The 18,816-nt window shown below is 65.9% G+C and carries 26 protein-coding genes; 13 read left to right on the top strand and 13 right to left on the bottom strand.

Features of this window, described 5'->3' with window-relative positions; translation table 11 throughout:
- Positions 1-77 precede the first annotated feature (77 nt).
- The 4 genes from ARC23_RS00990 to dxs all read left to right on the top strand — a co-directional run bounded on the left by ARC23_RS00990 (position 78) and on the right by dxs (position 5,525).
- Positions 78-554, top strand: a complete 477-nt coding sequence (locus ARC23_RS00990) for an LEA/WHy family protein (RefSeq protein WP_057495490.1) — start codon at positions 78-80, stop codon at positions 552-554.
- 64 nt (positions 555-618) lie between these two features.
- Entirely contained in the window at positions 619-2,409 is a 1,791-nt protein-coding gene (locus ARC23_RS00985; RefSeq protein WP_057495489.1) for an acyl-CoA dehydrogenase C-terminal domain-containing protein, read from the top strand.
- Positions 2,410-2,846: 437 nt separating this feature from the next.
- The gene (locus ARC23_RS00980; RefSeq protein ID WP_057495488.1) at positions 2,847-3,512 is read left to right on the top strand and encodes an HNH endonuclease; all 666 of its coding nucleotides are present in this window, start codon (positions 2,847-2,849) and stop codon (positions 3,510-3,512) included.
- Positions 3,513-3,617: 105 nt separating this feature from the next.
- Entirely contained in the window at positions 3,618-5,525 is a 1,908-nt protein-coding gene (gene dxs / locus ARC23_RS00975; RefSeq protein WP_057495604.1) for a 1-deoxy-D-xylulose-5-phosphate synthase, read from the top strand.
- 102 nt (positions 5,526-5,627) lie between these two features.
- On the opposite strand, the gene ARC23_RS00970 is transcribed toward dxs, so the two are convergent.
- From ARC23_RS00970 to ARC23_RS00960, 3 genes are all read right to left on the bottom strand, one after another.
- Positions 5,628-5,831, bottom strand: coding sequence for a hypothetical protein (locus ARC23_RS00970; RefSeq protein WP_057495487.1), 204 nt, complete (start codon positions 5,829-5,831; stop codon positions 5,628-5,630).
- A gap of 174 nt (positions 5,832-6,005) precedes the next feature.
- Positions 6,006-6,551, bottom strand: coding sequence for a DUF3011 domain-containing protein (locus tag ARC23_RS00965; protein ID WP_057495486.1), 546 nt, complete (start codon positions 6,549-6,551; stop codon positions 6,006-6,008).
- Between the two features lie 131 nt (positions 6,552-6,682).
- A complete protein-coding gene (locus tag ARC23_RS00960; RefSeq protein ID WP_057495485.1) occupies positions 6,683-6,889 on the bottom strand; it encodes a hypothetical protein in 207 nt (68 codons plus the stop codon).
- A 402-nt stretch (positions 6,890-7,291) separates the two neighbouring features.
- On the opposite strand from ARC23_RS00960, the gene ARC23_RS00955 reads away from it, so the two are divergent.
- The 4 genes from ARC23_RS00955 (at position 7,292) to ARC23_RS00940 (ending at position 8,812) form a co-directional block, all read left to right on the top strand.
- Positions 7,292-7,567 (top strand): hypothetical protein, encoded by a 276-nt coding sequence (locus ARC23_RS00955; RefSeq protein ID WP_057495603.1) that lies wholly within the window; start codon positions 7,292-7,294, stop codon positions 7,565-7,567.
- A 12-nt stretch (positions 7,568-7,579) separates the two neighbouring features.
- Positions 7,580-7,813: a DUF1653 domain-containing protein gene (locus tag ARC23_RS00950; RefSeq protein WP_057495484.1), complete on the top strand. Its 234-nt coding sequence runs from the start codon at positions 7,580-7,582 to the stop codon at positions 7,811-7,813.
- A gap of 80 nt (positions 7,814-7,893) precedes the next feature.
- Complete coding sequence (locus ARC23_RS00945) at positions 7,894-8,466, top strand: TetR/AcrR family transcriptional regulator (RefSeq protein WP_057495602.1); 573 nt, start codon at positions 7,894-7,896, stop codon at positions 8,464-8,466.
- A 13-nt stretch (positions 8,467-8,479) separates the two neighbouring features.
- The gene (locus tag ARC23_RS00940; protein ID WP_057495483.1) at positions 8,480-8,812 is read left to right on the top strand and encodes an SMR family transporter; all 333 of its coding nucleotides are present in this window, start codon (positions 8,480-8,482) and stop codon (positions 8,810-8,812) included.
- A 22-nt stretch (positions 8,813-8,834) separates the two neighbouring features.
- On the opposite strand, the gene ARC23_RS20225 is transcribed toward ARC23_RS00940, so the two are convergent.
- Entirely contained in the window at positions 8,835-9,008 is a 174-nt protein-coding gene (locus ARC23_RS20225) for a DUF1328 domain-containing protein (protein ID WP_006380555.1), read from the bottom strand.
- A gap of 95 nt (positions 9,009-9,103) precedes the next feature.
- On the bottom strand, positions 9,104-9,745 hold the full coding sequence (locus ARC23_RS00935; RefSeq protein WP_057495482.1) for a LysE family translocator: 642 nt from the start codon (positions 9,743-9,745) through the stop codon (positions 9,104-9,106).
- Positions 9,746-9,901: 156 nt separating this feature from the next.
- On the opposite strand from ARC23_RS00935, the gene ARC23_RS00930 reads away from it, so the two are divergent.
- Positions 9,902-10,594 carry an aspartate/glutamate racemase family protein gene (locus tag ARC23_RS00930; RefSeq protein ID WP_057495481.1) on the top strand — a complete coding sequence of 231 codons (693 nt, stop codon included), beginning with the start codon at positions 9,902-9,904 and terminating at the stop codon, positions 10,592-10,594.
- A gap of 12 nt (positions 10,595-10,606) precedes the next feature.
- On the opposite strand, the gene ARC23_RS00925 is transcribed toward ARC23_RS00930, so the two are convergent.
- On the bottom strand, positions 10,607-11,002 hold the full coding sequence (locus ARC23_RS00925; RefSeq protein WP_057495601.1) for a hypothetical protein: 396 nt from the start codon (positions 11,000-11,002) through the stop codon (positions 10,607-10,609).
- A gap of 240 nt (positions 11,003-11,242) precedes the next feature.
- On the opposite strand from ARC23_RS00925, the gene ARC23_RS00920 reads away from it, so the two are divergent.
- The gene (locus ARC23_RS00920; protein ID WP_057495480.1) at positions 11,243-11,752 is read left to right on the top strand and encodes a DUF3011 domain-containing protein; all 510 of its coding nucleotides are present in this window, start codon (positions 11,243-11,245) and stop codon (positions 11,750-11,752) included.
- 86 nt (positions 11,753-11,838) lie between these two features.
- Positions 11,839-12,288 carry a GNAT family N-acetyltransferase gene (locus tag ARC23_RS00915; protein WP_057495479.1) on the top strand — a complete coding sequence of 150 codons (450 nt, stop codon included), beginning with the start codon at positions 11,839-11,841 and terminating at the stop codon, positions 12,286-12,288.
- On the opposite strand, the gene ARC23_RS00910 is transcribed toward ARC23_RS00915, so the two are convergent.
- The 7 genes from ARC23_RS00910 to ARC23_RS20960 form a co-directional block, all read right to left on the bottom strand.
- The gene (locus ARC23_RS00910; RefSeq protein WP_057495478.1) at positions 12,267-12,608 is read right to left on the bottom strand and encodes a low molecular weight protein tyrosine phosphatase family protein; all 342 of its coding nucleotides are present in this window, start codon (positions 12,606-12,608) and stop codon (positions 12,267-12,269) included. The two genes, ARC23_RS00915 and ARC23_RS00910, sit on opposite strands and share 22 nt — an antisense overlap.
- A complete protein-coding gene (locus ARC23_RS00905; protein ID WP_014037933.1) occupies positions 12,605-12,805 on the bottom strand; it encodes a hypothetical protein in 201 nt (66 codons plus the stop codon). The genes ARC23_RS00910 and ARC23_RS00905 overlap by 4 nt, the downstream gene beginning before the upstream one ends.
- A 735-nt stretch (positions 12,806-13,540) precedes the next feature.
- Positions 13,541-15,358, bottom strand: coding sequence for a sialidase family protein (locus ARC23_RS00895; protein ID WP_057495476.1), 1,818 nt, complete (start codon positions 15,356-15,358; stop codon positions 13,541-13,543).
- 1 nt (position 15,359) lies between these two features.
- Positions 15,360-16,904: a hypothetical protein gene (locus ARC23_RS00890; protein WP_057495475.1), complete on the bottom strand. Its 1,545-nt coding sequence runs from the start codon at positions 16,902-16,904 to the stop codon at positions 15,360-15,362.
- A 49-nt stretch (positions 16,905-16,953) separates the two neighbouring features.
- Entirely contained in the window at positions 16,954-17,349 is a 396-nt protein-coding gene (locus ARC23_RS20650; RefSeq protein ID WP_152985178.1) for a hypothetical protein, read from the bottom strand.
- Positions 17,346-17,864 (bottom strand): Rha family transcriptional regulator, encoded by a 519-nt coding sequence (locus ARC23_RS00885; RefSeq protein ID WP_057495474.1) that lies wholly within the window; start codon positions 17,862-17,864, stop codon positions 17,346-17,348. The genes ARC23_RS20650 and ARC23_RS00885 overlap by 4 nt, the downstream gene beginning before the upstream one ends.
- Complete coding sequence (locus tag ARC23_RS20960; RefSeq protein ID WP_160321647.1) at positions 17,861-18,010, bottom strand: hypothetical protein; 150 nt, start codon at positions 18,008-18,010, stop codon at positions 17,861-17,863. Before ARC23_RS20960 ends, ARC23_RS00885 begins: the two co-directional genes overlap by 4 nt.
- A gap of 106 nt (positions 18,011-18,116) precedes the next feature.
- On the opposite strand from ARC23_RS20960, the gene ARC23_RS00880 reads away from it, so the two are divergent.
- Both ARC23_RS00880 and ARC23_RS00875 read left to right on the top strand, forming a co-directional pair.
- Complete coding sequence (locus ARC23_RS00880) at positions 18,117-18,572, top strand: helix-turn-helix domain-containing protein (RefSeq protein WP_057495473.1); 456 nt, start codon at positions 18,117-18,119, stop codon at positions 18,570-18,572.
- A 4-nt stretch (positions 18,573-18,576) separates the two neighbouring features.
- Positions 18,577-18,816: a hypothetical protein gene (locus ARC23_RS00875; RefSeq protein ID WP_057495472.1), complete on the top strand. Its 240-nt coding sequence runs from the start codon at positions 18,577-18,579 to the stop codon at positions 18,814-18,816.

Genomic DNA, 18,816 nt, shown 5'->3' with positions numbered 1-18,816 from the left:
GTCGCCAGCGGCGATCCACAGAACCATACGCCGTAGTATGCTTACCTCAACGCACCCCCTCCAAAGGACTTGCGCCCATGCTCCACCGTGCCCGTACCGCCTTGATCATCCTGTGCACCCTCGCCCTTGTTGCCTGCAACGACGGCATCGTCAAGCGCGTGTCGGAACCGGCGGCCAGCCTGCAGCAGCTCACCGTACGCGCCGACGGCAACTGGACGGTGGCGCTGCGCCTGCAGAACTACAGTTCCATGCCGATGACCTTCGATGACGTAGCGCTGGCGCTGACTGTCGGCGACAGCGAGGCCGGCACCCTGCAGGCCAAGCCGGGTATCTCCATCGGCGGCACTTCCGCCGACGTCATCAATGTCGACCTCGTGCCCAGCTCGGCCGCACGCCTGGTGGTGGCCGACGCGCTGGCCGGCAACCGCACCCTGGCCTATGGCCTGAAGGGAACGGTGGCCGCCACCCCGCAGGAAAAGAAGCAGCGCAGCTTCGACATCAGCAGCCGCAGCACCCTCAACCAGGCCCCGGGCCTGCCCGGCGTGCTGCGCTGATTCCGCTTTCCGCTGCGGCGCCGCGCGCCGCTCCCCCTGTCCCTGATCAATTCGAGACGTACCGATGAGCAGCTACACCGCCCCGCTTTCCGATCTCCGTTTCGCCCTGCACGACGTGCTCAAGGTCGAACCCCTGTTCGCCCGCCTGGGCTTCACCGACGCCACCGCCGACGTGGTCGATGCCGTGCTGGAAGAAGCCGGCCGTTTCAGCGCCACCGTGCTGGCCCCGCTCAACAGCGTCGGCGACGAGATCGGCTGCGTGCTCGACCAGGCCAGCGGTGAAGTGACCACCCCGCCCGGCTTCAAGCAGGCCTACGACCAGTTCGTCGAGGGCGGCTGGACCGGCCTGACCGCCTCGCCGGAGCTGGGCGGCCAGGGCCTGCCGCATACCCTGGGCGTGCCGCTCAACGAAATGATCAACGCCGCCAACCTGGCCTGGGGCAACTTCCCGCTGCTCTCGCACGGCGCCATCGAAGCGCTGAAGCAGCATGGCGAAGCCTGGCAGCACGAGGCCTTCCTGAAGCCACTGATCGAGGGCCGCTGGACCGGCACCATGTGCCTGACCGAGCCGCACTGCGGTACCGACCTGGGCCTGCTCAAGACCAAGGCCGAGCCGAACGCCGATGGCAGCTATTCGATCACGGGCACCAAGATCTTCATCACCGCCGGCGAGCACGACCTGACCGGCAACATCGTGCACCTGGTGCTGGCCAAGCTGCCCGACGCTCCTCCCGGCGCCAAGGGCATCTCGCTGTTCGTCACTCCCAAGTTCAAGGTCGACCGCGACGGCAACGTCGGCGAGCGCAACGCACTGCGCTGCGGCTCGATCGAACACAAGATGGGCATCAAGGGGTCGGTCACCTGCGTGATGAACTTCGACGGCGCACAGGGCTACCTGGTCGGCCAGCCGCACAAGGGCCTGCAGGCGATGTTCACCATGATGAACACCGCACGCCTGGGCGTCGGCCTGCAGGGCATCGGCCTGTCCGAGCGCGCCTACCAGAACGCGCTGAAGTACAGCCGTGAGCGCCTGCAGTCGCGCGCCCTGAGCGGGGCGAAGTTCCCGGACAAGGCAGCCGACCCGATCCTGGTGCATCCGGACGTGCGCCGCATGCTGCTGACCGTGAAGTCACTGGTCGAAGGCAGCCGCCTGCTGGCCCTGCACGCAGCCACCCTGATCGACGTCGCCCACCACGCCGAGGATGCCGCCGAGCGCGAGCGCGCCGACACTCTGGTGAGCTTCCTGACCCCGATCTCCAAGGCCTGCCAGACCGAATGGGGCATCGAGAACACCTACAACGCCCTGCAGTGCTTCGGCGGCCACGGCTACATCCGCGAGCACGGCATGGAACAGCTGGCGCGCGACGCCCGCATCACCACCCTGTATGAAGGCACCACCGGCATCCAGGCGCTGGACCTGATTGGCCGCAAGACCGCCTCCAGCCAGGGCGCCGGCCTGAAGCTGATGCTGGCCGAGATCGAAGCCTTCGCCAAGGAACACGAGGGCAACGAAGCGCTGGCCGAGTTCATCGGCCCGCTGCGCGCCAAGGCCGCCGAATGGGGCACGCTGACCCGCGACGTGCTGCAGCGCGCGGCCGCCAACCCGGACGAACTGGGCGCGGCCAGCTACGACTACCTGTTCTATTCGGGCTACGTGGTGCTGGCCTACTGGTGGGCCCGCAGCGTGGCAGCCGCCGATGCCAGCGCGCACGGCGCCGCCTTCGCCCAGGGCAAGCGCGAGACCGCGCGCTTCTACTTCGCCCGCGTGCTGCCGCGCACGCTCAGCCACGCCGCCGCGATCCAGGCCGGCGCCGCCCCGCTGATGGCGATGGACGACGAACGCTTCGGCGCCTGAGCCGGGCTGCGCCCGGCACCTGCGGTAGTGCCGGCCGCTGGCCGGCAACCTCAATAGCGACAGCTGGATCCCGGTGGATGGCGGGGCGGTGTGGGCTGGCAGGACACGCCGTAAACCCATCCCTGGGGGCTCGATGGCGCCATCCATGGCGCCAACGGTCCTGCCAACCCACACCTCCCCGCCTCTGACAGTTCCCCGCGATCTGCGTAGATCCACATCATGCGTGGATGAAAACCACCGAAATCCATCTGGAGAAAAGCCCCCCTTTGTTAAGGGGGGCGCGCCGACGGCGCAGGGGATAGGAGGAATGCGTGGGCATCCCAACCCGCCATCGGCGGGCTGGGATGCGGAATGCGCCGACCTGAATGTTGACGATTTGTGCATCGCCGACAGGCGATACACAAATCGTCAACATTCAGGTATAAGCTGTTCTCCCGATGGAGACAGACACTACACGCTTGGGTCTGATCGAAGCCGGAGCTCCGTTTTCTGCTCCGGGCGCCGAAGCATCGCCCAACGCCACGACGCTGCATCGCCCCGGTTCGGTCCGGCTACTCTCGCTTGACGCCCACGGACGCGTACTGGACTGGATCACCTGGCAGGACGCAGCCTGCCTCTACGCCCGCGAGGCTGTGGCCTGGACGCTCGGCGATCCCTGCCTGCACATCCACGGCGGCACCAACCGCTTCAGCGGCCTGCAGAGCGGGCTGGACCTGCACCCGATCATCGCCGCGCGCGGCCACGCCCGCTCCCGTGCCATCGACCCGACACCGAACCTGACCAATCCGGCCCTGTTCGCCCGCGACGCCCATCTGTGCATGTACTGCGGACAGCAGTTCAGCCGCCCCACCCTCACCCGCGACCACGTGATGCCGCTGTCCAAGGGCGGCCTGGATTGCTGGGAGAACGTGGTCACCGCCTGCTTCCACTGCAACTCGCGCAAGAGCGACCGCACCCCGCAGCAGGCCGGCATGCCGTTGCTGGCGGTGCCTTACCGGCCCAGCTGGATCGAGCACCTGATCCTGTCCAACCGCAACATCCTGGCCGACCAGATGGCCTTCCTGAAGGCGCAATTGCCGAAGCGCTCGAAACTGAGCACCTGAATCGCCGGAAATGCAACCCTCACCGTCCTGTCACGGGCGGCGGCGTTTGCTTGCCCCACCCCCGTTTGAGGGCGAAAATGGGCGTTCAGAACAAGTGCGAACATGATGATCGACTCTGCCCGCTATCCCCGCCTCGCGCGCATCCAGACACCGGATGACCTTCGCACATTCGACGAATCCGAACTGAGGGCGGTCGCCGACGAACTGCGCGCCTACCTCATCGAATCGGTGGGCAAGAGCGGTGGCCACTTCGCCGCCGGCCTGGGCGTGATCGAACTGACCGTGGCCCTGCACTACCTGTACCAGACCCCGCACGACCAGCTTGTCTGGGACGTCGGTCACCAGACCTACCCGCACAAGATCCTGACCGGTCGCCGCGACGAAATCCACACCGTCAAGCAGAAGGACGGCGTCGCGCCGTTCCCGAAGCGCGAGGAAAGCGAGTACGACACCTTCGGCGTCGGCCACTCCTCGACCTCGATCTCGGCCGCGCTCGGCATGGCCATCGCCCGCCAGTCCGAAGGCGACGACCGCAAGGTGGTGGCGGTGATCGGAGACGGCGCGATGACCGCCGGCATGGCCTTTGAAGCGCTGATGCATGCCGGTGGCATGGATCCGGAGCCGAACCTGCTGGTGATCCTCAACGACAACAACATGTCGATTTCCGAGGCGGTCGGCGGGCTGACCAAGATGCTCGGCCGCGCCACCGGCAGCCGCACGCTCAATGCGCTGCGCGAAGGCGGCAAGAAGATCCTTGGCGACAAGAAGAACAACCCCGCGCGCTTCGTCAAGCGCTGGGAAGAACACTGGAAGGGCATGTTCGTGCCGTCCACGATGTTCGAGGAAATGGGCTTCCACTACACCGGTCCGATCGACGGCCACGACATGCCGGCCCTGCTGTCCACGCTGAAGACGCTGCGTGCCTCCAAGGGCCCGAAGCTGCTGCATGTGATGACCACCAAGGGCAAGGGCTACGAGCCGGCCGAAGGCGATCAGATCGGCTACCACGCCGTCGGCCCGTTCGATCCGGACAAGGGCCTGGTAGCCAAGGCCGGCGCCAAGAAGCCGACCTACACCGATGTATTCAGCGACTGGCTGTGCGATGCCGCGGCGGCCGAGCCGCGCCTGTACGGCATCACCCCTGCGATGCGCGAAGGCTCCGGCCTGGTGCGTTTCAGCAAGGAATACCCGCAGCGCTATTTCGACGTGGCGATCGCCGAACAGCATGCGGTCACCCTCGCCGCCGGCATGGCGACCCAGGGTGGCAAGCCGGTGGTGGCGATCTACTCCACCTTCCTGCAACGCGCGTACGACCAGTTGGTGCACGACGTGGCCATCCAGGACCTGGACGTGCTGTTCGCCATCGACCGCGCCGGTGTGGTCGGCCCGGACGGTGCGACCCACGCCGGCAACCTCGACCTGAGTTTCCTGCGCTGCGTGCCGAACATGGTGGTGATGGCGCCATCCAATGAAGCCGAGTGCCGGCAGATGCTCAGCACCGGCCTGCAGCACCCGGGCCCGGCCGCCGTGCGCTATCCGCGCGGCACCGGCACCGGCGTGGCTGCCGGCACCGATCTGTCCACCCTGCCGATCGGCAAGGGCGAACTTCGCCTTCAGGGCAGCCGCATCGCCCTGCTCGCCTTCGGCAGCACCGTGGCCGCCGCCGAACAGGTCGGCCGCGAACTGGGCCTGAGCGTGGTCAACATGCGTTTCATCAAGCCGCTGGACCGCGAGCTGGTGCTGGCTGTCGCCGCCCAGCACGAGGGGTTGGTGACGATCGAAGACAACGTGGTGGCCGGTGGCGCCGGCTCCGGCGTCGGTGAGCTGCTCAACGCCGAAGGCGTGCTCCGCCCGATCCTGCACCTGGGCCTGCCCGACAGCTACCAGCACCATGCCAGCCGCGAAGACCTGCTGGCCGAAGCCGGCATCGACGCGGCCGGCATCCGCGCAGCGGTGCTCAAGCGCTGGCCGCAGCTGGGCGCAGGAACCCCACCGCTCAGCGCGGCAGGCTGAGGCCGATCACTACCCAGTGGATCCACGCACGGCTTGGATCCACTGCGGAACAGGGGTCGATCCACGCCATGCGCGGATAACGAGCTCCGGAAGCCCCAGCCCTCAGCCGTAGCTGACCGCTTCCACGTACGCGCCGCTGGCCTCCACCCGCACCGCAGCGCGCTGCCCGGTGTCGACAAAGTGGAGGCGTGCAAGGGCTTCAGCGAAATCGTACGCCCGGGCACCATCGCGGAACTCGATCGGTTCCGGCCGGTCCGGGTGCAGCACGCGCCATTGGCGCTGTTCGCATTGCAGGCGGATCAACATGCGGCTCACTCCTTGAGGCAGCGTATCGACGGCGACGGGATGCCCGGGCCGGCTGCGTGCGCGGCACCGTAAGCAGTCAGGGCGCACACCGGCACCCTGGCTGCAGACGATACGGCCTTCAAAATGAGAGCTGTATCAGATTTCTCTGATTTTGCCGGGGCAATCCCGAAAGACTCAGTTCACCTGGAACTGGGCCCGGCAGCCATCGCTGACCCAGATGCCGCGGCGGTCCCAACCCCAGGTCTGGCCTTCGATGCAGGCACTGCGCGAATCCTGGCGAACCAGGCGAACACCACGGCGGATGCGCGCATCGCAGTACTCCTGGCGATGGCCATTGGAATGGCAGGCGATCACCTCCCCGCCTCCACCCCAACCATTGCCGTTTCCGTTGCCCCAGCCACCGCCACGACGATACTCGCCAACGAACTCGGCGCGACAGCCCTGCGTCACCCAGACGCCGTAGCGCGACTGGCCCCACGTCTCACCTTCCACGCAGGGTGAACCGGACAACTGGCGGATCATCCGCGCCCGGCCTTCAAGACGGCACTCGTTGCTGCGGTTCTTGATCGATTCGCAGCGCACGATGCCGCTGCCTTCGCGGCCGCCGTAGCGGTCGTCGTCATAGCCGTAGCCATAGCTCTGCGCCTGGGCGCCACCCGCCGCCGCCAGCATCGGCAGCAGGGTGCAGGCCAGGGTGCGCCAGGTGAGTGCCTTGCCCATCGAGATCTCCAGATGAATACGATGGCGCAAGCATCCGGGATTCGCGGCACGGCGCACAGGGGGGCGCGTGACGGCGGTTTTTCCCCATTCAAACACCACAACCGTGGCTGACTGCACCACGGCGGTCGGCGTCAATCTCCGACGTGAAGGGCATCCACCGTGCTGCCGAGCGCCTCCACCCGCACCGTGCTGGGCTGGCCGGTGCGCCGGTGATGTTCCAGGGCCAGCGCTGCAGCGGCATCGAACGCGTCGGCGCCGTGCGCATAGCCAATGGCGTCGTGCGCCTGCGGATGCAGCACGGACCAGTGCCGTGCCTTGCATTGAACCGTAATCACCATGTCATGGCTCCTTCGCAACAGGGATGCAGTGGCAGGTCGAGAGGCGCCCCCGCCGGTACAACGTCAGGCTAGCGAGCACGTCGGGAAGGGCCTATAGGATTTGTACGAAAACGCCTCCGCTACGGGTCGGTGCTTTCAACCCTCACATCCCTGAGTCCGTTTAGCCCATTCATTTCGTGATCCTTGTCACGGAGTCAGCGTGGCTTCACACTACCGTCATCAACAGGGGCCCCTTCCACATGCGCACCTTCTTCTCACAGCAGCGTTCGACGTTGTTGAAGTTCTATTTCGTGGCCAGCTACGTGGTGCTGATCGAAGAGCTGATCCGCGCTACGGTGTTCTAAGCGCTTGCCGCGTCCCGGGCAGCAGCGCAGACTGCTGCTTTGAACGAGGATGACGGCCATGAAACCGCTACTTCTGATGCCCGCGGTGCTGCTGCTGGTCGCCTGCGCCAGCGCGGACAGGCCGGCGGCCGCCACCGATACCGGGCCCACCCGCCCGGCGCCCGGCAGCGACCGCGATGCGCATGGCTGCATCGGCTCGGCGGGATACCAGTGGTGCGAGCACAGCCAGCGCTGCGAGCGTCCCTGGGAACTGGCGCAGGCGCAGGGGCTGGCCAATACCGCCGAGGCCATCGATGCCTATTGCGCCAAGCCGGCCAGCCCGGCGCAGACCTGAGCCCGACCCCGCATGGCTGAACTGAGTCCACTGCCCGCGCTTGCGCGCGGCCGCTACCGCCACTTCAAGGGCGGCGAATACGAAGTGATCGATCTCGTGCGCAGCAGCGAGACGCTGCAGCCGATGGTGCTCTATCGCGCCCTGTACGGCGAACGCGGCCTGTGGGTGCGTCCCTACTCGATGTTTGTCGAGCAGGTACCCGGCGAGCACGGCCCGCAACCCCGCTTCGCCCGCATCGACGATTGAGCCCGGCCCGGGGCGGGGACGGCAACGGGACCGTGGCGCTGCTGCGCTACAATCGTACCGTCCAGTCGGTTTCTTCCCGCATGTCCCAACCCCCTCCCCGTTCCCGGCGCAAGGCGCCCGACAGCGTGCGCCAGTCGCTGTTGCAGGCCACCGTTGCGATGATCGGCCAGCATGGCCTGGCCGCCCTGACCGTACAGGACGTCGCGCGCGCGGCCGGGGTCAGCAAGGGGGCGCTGTTCCACCACTTCAGCAGCAAGCAGGCCTTGGTCGATGCGGCTGTTGACGGTCTCATCGGCGAATTCGAGGTGCGCGTGCGGGCACTGCTGCCGGCGGGACCGCCTGGCTACGGCCGCTTCAGCCGCGCCTATGTCCAGGCCAACTTCGAGCACCTGCTGCAGCAGGAACAGGACAACGATATTGGCCTCACCCTGGGCAACCTGCTGGAACCGGCCCTGTTGGCGCGGTGGCGCGACTGGAAGCGCGCCATGCTGGTTGAATTCCCCGACGAAGCCAATGACCCCCGGTTGTACACGGCGCGCTGCGTCGCCGATGGCTATTGGGCCACCGCCTATGGACGCCCGCTGGACGCGCAGGAGCACGCCAATGCGCTGGCGATGGCCGAGCAGGCCCTGAAGCTGTGTGATCCGCCGTAGCCCGGAGCCCGTGATGAATCCCTACCTGTACCTCGCCGCCGCCATCGTCCTGGAAGTGATCGCCACATCGCTGCTGAAGGCCTCCGAAGGCATGAGCCGGCTGTGGCCGACGCTGGGCGCACTGGTCGGCTACGGCCTGTGCTTCTACCTGTTGTCGGTGACCATGAAATCCATCCCGACCGGCATCGCCTACGCGATCTGGTCCGGCGTGGGCATCGTATTGATCTCGGTGATCGGGCTGCTGGTGTTCAAGCAGCGCCTGGATGCGCCGGCCCTGATCGGCATCGGCCTGATCTGCGCCGGGGTGCTGGTGATCAACCTGTTCTCACGCAGCAGCGCACACTGAGCGCGCCGCTGCGTGAACGACGCTAGCTGACCTTCTTCGCCACGGTCATGCCCAGCAGGAACAGCACCACCGCGATGATGATGCCGGCCCAGAACAGGAACTTGGCAATACCAACCGCCGCGCCGGCAATGCCGCCGAAGCCGAGCACGCCGGCGATGACGCCGATGATGGCGAAGATGATGGCCCACTTGATCATGTCAAACCTTTCCCCGCGGGGGACTGCGTACTGGATGATCAGGCTAGGCCGTGGCCGATGCGGCACTCGTGAACAGGCCGCGTGCGCGGCGTGAATCAGCGCGGGCGGAAACGCAGCAGGGCCACCGCAAACGCCAGGAACACGCTGCCTACCAGCCGCTCGAACCAGCGCCGCGCGAACGGCCGGGCCAGCCAGCGACGCAGGCCATGCCCACCGGCTGCGTACATGACGTACCAGAACAATTCGCAGGCCGCGAAGGTTGCCACCAGCACGCTGTACTGCACGGCCTGGCTGCGCGAAGGGTCGACGAACTGCGGCAGGAACGCGGTGGCAAACAACAACAGCTTGGGATTGCTCAGGCCGACCCACAGGCCGCCACGCAGGACGGTCCACGCACCATGTACCGGCGCCATCGCCAGCGCCTCGTCACTGGCCACCGGCGGCGCCGGCCGGAGACTGTCGTGCCAGGCCTTGATACCCAGCCAGGCCAGGTAGGCCACGCCCAGATAGCGCAGCACCTCGAACAGCATCGGCGAGGAGTGCAGCAACGCGCTCAGCCCCGCCGCCGAGGCCGCCAGCACCAGCAGCATCGCCAACAGGCAGCCTGCCATGGCCGGAACGCTGCCGCGGAAACCCAGCCCGACACTGCGTCCGAGGATATGCAGCATGTTCGGCCCGGGCGTGCCGCACAGGACGAAAACCGTGGCCAGGAACCACCACCAGGTATGCAGCGCCATGTCCGGCATCCATCTCGGAAGAGCGCACCAGCATAGTGCCCGCTGCCGCATTGCGGCACACACAGCGGCGCACCGATGCGATGGTTACAGGCTGGCGGTGACCGCATGGGCAGCGCCATCTGTGCTGCAATGGCCTGCCCTGGCATGGAGCAGTGCATGAAGACCCTGGGCCTGATCGGCGGTATGAGCTGGGAGAGTTCGGCGCAGTACTACCGGCTCATCAACGAGGCGGTGCGCGATCGCCTCGGCGGTGCGCATTCGGCGCAGCTGCTGCTGTGGTCGGTGGATTTCGCCGGCATCAAGCAGCTGCAGCACGAGGGCGACTGGGACGCCCTGGGCAACCACATGGTGGACGCCGCGCAGCGGCTGCAGGCCGGCGGCGCCGAGCTGCTGCTGATCTGCACCAACACCATGCACGCACTCGCCGGTCGCATCGAGTCCGCGTGCCCGTTGCCGCTGCTGCATATCGCCGACCCGACCGCAACGGCGGTCGTCAAGGCGGGCGCGCGCAGGGTCGGACTGCTCGGCACCGCCTTCACCATGGAACAGGAGTTCTACCGCGGCAGGCTGGAACAACGCTTCGGGCTGGAGGTGCTGGTCCCGGACGCGGCCGACAGGCGCTGCGTCCACGACATCATCTACCAGGAGCTGATTCTCGGCGTGGTCAGCGAGGCCTCGCGGCGACGCTACACCGAGGTGATCGCACGGCTGACCGCCCGCGGCGCCGAAGCGATCATCCTCGGTTGCACCGAGATCATGCTGCTGGTGCGCCCCGAAGACAGCGCGGTGCCACTGTTCGACACCACCACCCTGCACGCGATCGCAGCGGTGGACGCGGCCCTGGGTTGATCCGGGGCGGCATCAGCCCTCGCCCTGCACTTCCAGCGCGGTGATCAGCCAATCGACCACCGCCTGGGAATCACACAGGAAGAAGATGGCGTCGCCCGAACGCGCCTCGGTCAGCATTCGATAGATGGTGATCGCCACCGCCGACTGGTTGGCGATGAACACCTCCGGGCTGCGCGGTCCTTCGCTGTGCCCTGCCACCGCCTGCAGCGCCTTGCGCGCGGCCACGGTGCCGGGCGGATCCGCGCTGCGGGTCAGCTCCGGCCCACGCAGGCCCCAGGCAACGAACACATGCTTGCCCTTGAACGTGGTGTCCAGGACCTGCACCCGCCCAGCATCGGTGCTCGCCGAACGATGAATGACGGTACTGCTGATCAACGCAACCCCCTGTGGTCGTCGTGGTCCGCGCATCGTCTTCCGCAGGCCGCGCACGCCGGCGAAGACAGCCACAGGCTGCGCCGCCAGGCGTGGCAGACATGTAAGAAGGTGTAAGCCGATGCGATCGGATGTGCGGCGATGATACGGGATGTAAGCCTCTGCATGGGCCGGTGCACACTACTAAATCCCTACTGAGCCGCTTCAGGAACGATGCGTTCCGAGGGGCCCGTGCTGGGTCATCCTTGCCGCCCGAATCCCCGCCCGAGGCCCCCCATGACTCTTCGCCCGCTGCTGCCGATCACCGGCGCCGCCCTTGCCCTGCTGCTGGCCGCCACCGCCGTGGCCGCCCAGGACTACGACACTGATCACATTCCAGCGCTGCGCTGCGAATCCCAGTTCAACAAGACCGAGCAATGCCCCATCGAGGGCCCGATGCGCCTGGCCAGGCAGCTGTCGGTGACCCGTTGCGTGGAAGACCAGAACTGGGGCCAGAGCCGGCGCATGCTGTGGGTGACCGACGGCTGCCGCGCTGAGTTCGTCGCCGACGAACGTGGCCGCTGGCCGGGACGTGGCCGCGGCCGTGATCGCGACAACGAGGGCGAACGCCTGGTCTGCGAGTCCTACGAGAACAAGGACAAGGAGTGCCGGATTCGCGTGCGCCACGAGGTGCGGCTGGTCAGGCAGAAATCGGTGACAGCCTGCATCGAGGATCGCAACTGGGGCTGGGACCGCCGCGGCGTGTGGGTCAGCGATGGCTGCCGTGCCGAGTTCCGTGTGTATTGACTGCCGACCACACGCTGGCTGTGGCGGATGCGCAGATACGGCCGAGGTGATCGATAGACTGGGCGCCCCCAGCCCAGGAGTCTTCGATGGTCCCGCCCGCCCCCTCCTCGACCCTGCTGCATATCCGCGAGGCGATGCCCACCGACGTTCCCGCGCTGATCGCGCTCGACAGCGTTGCGGCCCACGATCCGCGACGCGCACGGCAGATCACCGACTGGCAGGCCGGCGGTGGCGTGCATGTGGCCGAACGGGCCGGCCAGCTGGCCGGTTACCTGGTCATCCACCATCACTTCTTCGGCGAAGCCTTCATCGAGATGCTGATGGTGGCGCGCGAACAACGCAACCAGGGCGTGGGTGCCGCCCTGCTGCGCCATGCCACCGCGCTGCAGGGCCAAGGCAGGCTGTTCACTTCGACCAATGCCTCCAACACCGGCATGCAGCGCCTGCTCGCCGCCTCGGGTTTCATCGACAGCGGCATCGTGCATGGACTGGAGGAAGGAGATCCGGAGCTGATCTACCGCTTTGCCGGCAGCTGACCGAGATATGCGGCCACCTTGGCGTCCAGCAGGTCCATCAACAGCGGATCCATGCAGCGATAGTCGTCGGGGATGTCCAGGCAATGCAGGCGCTTGTGTTCGAGCAGGCGTGCGTATGCGGCCTGCAGGCGATGCTGGTGCTTGGCTTCCATCACGAAGATGACATCGGCCCAGCGGATGTCCGCCGGACCGATGGGGCGTCGTGCATGCGGGCTGGTGCCGGCCGACAGCACGGCGAAGCCGGGCCGCCGTCGCCACATGGCTTCGGCGGTCGGGCTGCGCAGCTGGTTGCGGCTGCAGACGAACAGCAGGTTGATCATTCCTGTTCCTGCAGTTGGCGGGCGCTGAGGACCGGATAGGTGAAGCCCAGCTGGCGTGCGCGCGCGAGCTTGGCGTCACGCGTATACAGCAGCTTCCAGTTCTTCTCGGGCTTGTAGCTGTACGCGGTCGTGGCGCGGTCGCCACCGCGATTGCGGGCCTGGCTGCGACGCCAGGCGCGGTTTCTTGCAGATTCCATGATGTGTTCTCGTGAGTACCGGGTTCAGCAGCCGCGGTAGTACGAGTGGCGCGCAGCATACACCGCACGCACAAAAAAGCCCACGCATCACTGCGCGGGCTTCTTGATTCATCACAGTGGTCGGGACGGCCGGATTCGAACCGACGACCCTCTGCCCCCCAGGCATCGTTACAGATAGGCATATCCTGTTGATCTGCAAGGATTTCAGGACCGCGCAGCCCCTCCCAAAAGTGCAGATTGCGGCCCAATCCGATCAATCACTTACGCCCGCATAGGGTGCATCCGATCCCTACCCCATTCCCCTGAATGGCGGCTTCAGGCTGTCCTTCAGCAGGCGGTTCCCCGCGACTGCCTCCCGGTACTCCCGGATCTTGGCCAAGTCCTCGCGTAGCCGGGCCTCGTGCCTGGCCACCCACAGCTCGGCCCCTGCCCGACCCTGCTCGTAGCTGCTGCACCAGCGGAATGGACCGCCGGGGCCATGCCGGTGCCGGTCCAGCGAGGCAATCCAGATCCCGTCGTTCACCCGCTGGATCATAGCCACCACCCACACCCCTTCACAGGCAATCACGGTTGGGAGGTCATCCGGGTTGCTGGAGGACCTGGTAGTCCAGTGGAAGTCGGAGGGGAGCGGCATGGCCGGGAGGATACGGCCTTCCGTCGCAGATCCTGCGAACGAGCCAGCCACCTCGCTGAATCGTTCGGGCAGGGCCGAGCCAGGCTCGACCCTCCCTGCCTTTATTTGAACAGCCCTGTGCGGCTGAAGTAGATGATCGGGTTGCTGTCGATATCGGAACCGATGAAGCAGCCCGCCGATGGGGACCACACGATGCCCTCCGGGATAGCCATGATCGTGCCCGCCAGCGGCGCTGGAATGTCCGTGGCTTGGAACGTGGCGCCGTTGTCGCGGCTGATGAACTGTCGGGAGCTGCCCACGCCGGGACCTGACATGTAGGGCTGGATCACCAGCAGGCGCAGCGTCTCGTCGTACGCGACGAACCCGGCAACGTTGTACCCAGCGGGGACGCCCGGGAGATCGGACGGAACAACAGGCCGTCCGAACGTCAGGCCGCCATCGTGCGACACCATGTAGCCGTTGATGCTGGTCGTTGAGTCCACCCCGGAAACCCAAACGTCGCCATTGGGCAGGCTGGCCAAGCCATATCGGCCGTTGATGCTCGTCCCGGCTGGGCTGGTGGGATAGGTCCAGGCCGTAGCGGTAGGGTCAGCCGTGCACACCGCGTAGCTGCCACTGCCATGAGGCAGGCAAATCGCGCGATCGTGCACCGCGTTGTAGCCAACGTGATAGTAATTCCCGGTATTGCTCTTATTGACCGGAGCGGCGCCGCCAGCATTGAGCGTGAGGATCCGTCGGGTATAGGCGCCAGCGCCCACCGCGATGAAGATGTTCCACTCGGGGATCCATTTAACGAACTGCCAAGCCGAGTCGTAGGGCGTGTAGCTGCGCGCCCAGGTGAGGCCGCCATCCAGGCTGCGCGACACATAGTGACCACAGGCCACCAGCACCTGGTCGCGGTCGTTGTAGGAAAAGGACCTTGTGTAGTACGGCGTCCCCGGGTCAGGCGGCTGGATGATCCGCGTCCAGGTCACGCCCTTATCGTCCGACCACCAAATGTTCCCATCGTGGCCGCCCATCAGCAGCCGCCCTGCCCCGTTGTACTTGATGGCATAGGGCACGCCGCGCCATTCCATGCTGCCGCGCGTGCGGGCCTGCCACGCGCCATCCCACAGGACGACGCTCACCGTGCCCTTCCACAGGTAGCTGCGGCCGCGCGAGTCGCTGACCAGCAGGGACAGGCTCAGCAGCTTCTCGTAATTGATGCCAGCCGACGGGACCGTGTGGTCCCACTCGAAGGTATCCACGAAGAGAATCTTGTTCTCGCGGTAGCGGATGCCGTTACCGGCCACGTTGATCGTCGCCGCGCCCGCCGGTGCCACCCCGGTCACGTTGGAGTCGTAGACCCGGTTCTTGCTGGCCGACATGACCCGGTTGCCCTCGGCCGAGTCGATCACCTCGCCGGCGAGGTTCCGGTATTCCAGCATCACCGAGGCGCCCGCATTGCCTTCCGACGATGCACCCTGGCGCACCTGGCACTTTGCGTGGGTCACCTGCCCGGGAAACACCGAGTAGCGCGAGGTGCTGGAAATGCGGGACTCGCCCTGCGCGTTGAGGTAGCCGGCCGCCCACAGGCCGGTGGGCGGGTTCTCGGTGGCGATCTTCCATCCCGGCCCACCGATCCAGCCAGAGTCGCCGGCTTCGAACCCAGGATTGACGATCGGCGCGAGGCCGGAAACGTAGGCCGGCCAGGCCAACACCACTTCCTGGGTGACCTGGTCTACGTACAGTCGGTGCCCCTCGGGCAGGCGGTCGCCGTCGACCTGCCGCACCTGACAGGCACCGATCCCGTTCTTGATCTGCAGGCGCCCCTCGTAGGCGGCCGAAGGCTCGGCGCCAGGGAACAGGCCGGCAACGTACAGCGCCTTCTGCCCCAGCTGCTGGTCCAGGTCCGGGCGGTCAAAGATGCGCGCGGTCATGTCAGCCTGCCCTCTGGCCGACCAGGTACACCCGCAGCCCCTTGGCGTTGGCGGTACCGATCTGGTCGACGTCGATCGTGATTTCGTCGCCCTTGGCCAGGATGTTGCCGCCGGCCTCGTACACGGCGGGGATCGCCGCGGTCTGCGTGCTGCGCTCGTTGTTGTCGAAGGTCAGCCTCGTGGACAGGATGCTGGTCCCGTTCCGGTTGACGTCCACGGTGAGCACCACGCCAGTGGCCTGCGCGGTGGACAGGGTGGCGTAGATCCCACCGTTAGCGATGGTGTCCAGCATCAGCCCGTAGGGCAGGATAAGGCTGTCTTTGCTCACACCGGTGGTGATATTGGAGCCGATCAGCACCGAGCGGTCGATCAGGTCGAAGCACTGCAGGTCGACTGCCGCAGCCACCCGCAGCAGATCACCGGCGGCCACCCATGCGTCGGCGTCAGGCGCAAGGCAGGTGCCACTGATGATGCAGCCCTGTGCGCGGGTCTTCGCCTGGAAGCTCGGCGGCACGGTGAGTGGCCCACCGCCCTCGACGGCGAGCGTTACCTGGCCGGCGCCTACCTGTAGCACCGAGAAGAACTGTCCTTCCTTCCAGTCGGCGCTGCCGCCGGTGTTCGCCCGCATGGTGAGGGTGATCGGCGTGGCCGAGTTGGCCAGGATCAGGGTGTTGTGCATGTCCCCGGCCAGCGTGGTGTTGCCGGTGACGCTGACGATCCGCGGCGCAACCGTGTAGACCGGCGGTTCACCGATCCACGGCCTGGCGTAGCCGCGCAACGTGGTGAAGCCCTGAACGCCGTCAGCCAGCGGAACCTTGAACCGAATCGCCGGCGGCGCACCATCGACACCCGGCACGATCAGGAATTCCCCTACCCCAGCCGCATCAACCGGCCGGGACACCTTGTAGTTTCCAGCACCGGCAGTGATCTCGACTGCGGTGTCGTAGAACAGCGGGCTCAGCACGTCGGCGCCGGCCAGAGGGAAGTCGGTCACCTCCCCGTCGCCCTCGAACGTCCACAGCCGCGGCGTGATTCCGATCGTGCCGCCTCCGCCTTGGATCTGCTCGATCAGCACCAGCGCACTGCGAAGGTTCAAGGCGTCCGCCAAGGCCGTGGCGTCGCCCACGTTGGTGATGCGGCTGCCCTTGGCGTCCCAGACGAACTCGCCCGTAACCGGGTCCTGGACCAACTGCATGCCGTTGTCCAGCAGCTGCTGCAGCTGCATCACCCGGTAGTCGAAAGCGTCTTCGTGGATCTCCGGCAGGAATGCGCCCTGGTTGGTGATGTCCGTCGGCTGGTCCATGGGGACCGTGCGCAGGATCAGGATGTCGGCATTCAGCGCAGGCGGGACGTTGAAGGTCACCACGCTGGCCGGCTGCCGCAGCCCGGCCACCGTGTACTGCGCCGGCGGCACCAGGTGATAGACCGGGTGCGTGCCGGTGAACACCTGAATGTGGCTGGACAGGAACGCCCTCGGCCCGTTGAACGCGGTGGCGACGCCGTTCCCCACGTAGGTTTTGCGGCGGTCATTGGCGGAGATAGTCATCTGATTCTTGACTCCAAAATGAAAAGCCCCGCAATGCGGGGCTGGGGGATCAAACCATTACCGCCGGTGGCGGCTCGGGCAAACCAAACCATTGCGCTACGAAACATCCAAACCCGTGTGAGTAGCGCGCTGCATGCCGCGCCATCGCACGCATGTAGGCCTTCTCCCGCTGCTCCTTGCGCTTGCTGGCAATCGATCCTTCGCACGTCCGGCAGAAGTCGAACCTGAACGTCCCAGCCGCCGTTTCCCGGCTCCTACGAACATAGCCATGCTCGTAGGAAAGCCCGTGTCCGCAGTGATCGCAGTAGCCGTGGCAACGTGGAAAGTTGACAGCCAGCGCGCTGCGTGTAGTCTTCGCCATGATTTCCTCTCCGGAAGTCGATTTCTGAAACGCCTCGGTTGCCGCCGGGGCGTTTCTCTTTTTCTGGGGCCTGCGGCTGCTCATGCCGCTTCACTCGCAATCAGCGGGAGCTTTATCTGCGGGTCCAATTGCTCCAGTCGGGCAAGGTGAACCAGCCTCCGCCCGCGCCAGTTGGATAGATCCTTCCCGCACCGAGAGGCATGCTCCAGGTCTGCGCGGTACTCCACGTACGCGACCTCCCAGCGCTGCAGCGCACCGTCAACCTGTGCCCGAACAAACTCCGCCATCTCGTTGAATGCGGCGATGAACTCGAGCTTCACCTTCAGCGCTTCGTCACCCGTGAAGCCCATTACCAAAAGCATGAACCCATCTTTGTTCATCTGATAGAGGTCATAGGTCTCACCGTTGTGGCTATCGATGTAGGGGGTGTGCCCAAAAATGGGCGCCCCCCCTTCCGGCAGCTTCTTCATGAGGCCTCGGATCTTTCGAGTCACGTGCGCGTGCCGCTTCCCGAACGCTTCCGCTACCTTCCGGCTGTCCGTCATCACGTGCTTGCCCGAGAGCATGACCACCTCGGAGGCGTGGTCGAGGCCGTTCATGCGACTTCCCCCACCTTGGCGGCCTTGGCCTGCATCAGCAGCGCTGTGGCGATGAAGTTGACCGACCTCGACTCGGCCTGTGCCTGCTGCTTCAACCAGGCTTTCAGCTCCGCCGGGACAACCAGAACCACTTGCTCTTTGCTCACCTTCACTACTCCTGTTGAGTTTCGTTGAGGTTGAGTATTGTTGAGTTACATCCCATCGTCAACTACTTTTTTTGAGTTTCGTTGAGCGGCGGCTATTCTTTACGGCATGGCTTCTCCCCCCTCCATAGATGAACGCAACTTCCCGATCACTCTCCGCAATGCCAGAGAGCGCGCAGGGCTGACTCAGCGGGAGCTAGGAGAACGAGCCGGGGTCAACTTCAGCCAGATCTCGCGATACGAGCAGGGCATCGCTCTACCCAGGCCCGGCATGCTGCTGAAGCTTGCCGACGCTCTAGGGGTTACCCCGGAATTCCTCCGAAAGGGCGAAGACTTGGTGCATGTCGACATGGTTGACCCGGATGGTGGCCGTATACCGATCGCATTCCCAGCGTCGGAGATGGACCGCATCCGCCATGCCGCCAAGGCGAGCGGTCGAACGGTCGAAGAAGAAATCCTCAGCATGGTGCTGAACGGAATTCGAGCGCTTGAAGGCGAGCTCGAGTTAGCCCCAGGGCAACTACCTCCTACAAAACCAAAATCAAAGCGCAACGCCAAGGACTGAAGCCATGACCCTCGCGTTCCTCTGTGTCGCCATCGCCTTTGCCGCAGGAATGATCGGAGCCACGCCTAAGCGAGCCGCGCTCTTGGGGGCCGTGGCCGGCATCCTTGCCGGCACGATCTACTTCCTTGTGGAAGAGAACTACGTCCACTACAGCCCCGAATGGGAGTACCTGCCGGCAACTGCTCTGCTACCTTGCGCCGCCTCCGCGGTGTTGGCCTTCGCCGTCGCCAAGCTGAAGCGGTAG

Source organism: Stenotrophomonas beteli, assembly GCF_001431665.1.
GTDB classification, from domain to species: Bacteria; Pseudomonadota; Gammaproteobacteria; order Xanthomonadales; family Xanthomonadaceae; genus Stenotrophomonas; species Stenotrophomonas beteli.
This window is presented reverse-complemented; position numbering and strand designations above follow the sequence as displayed.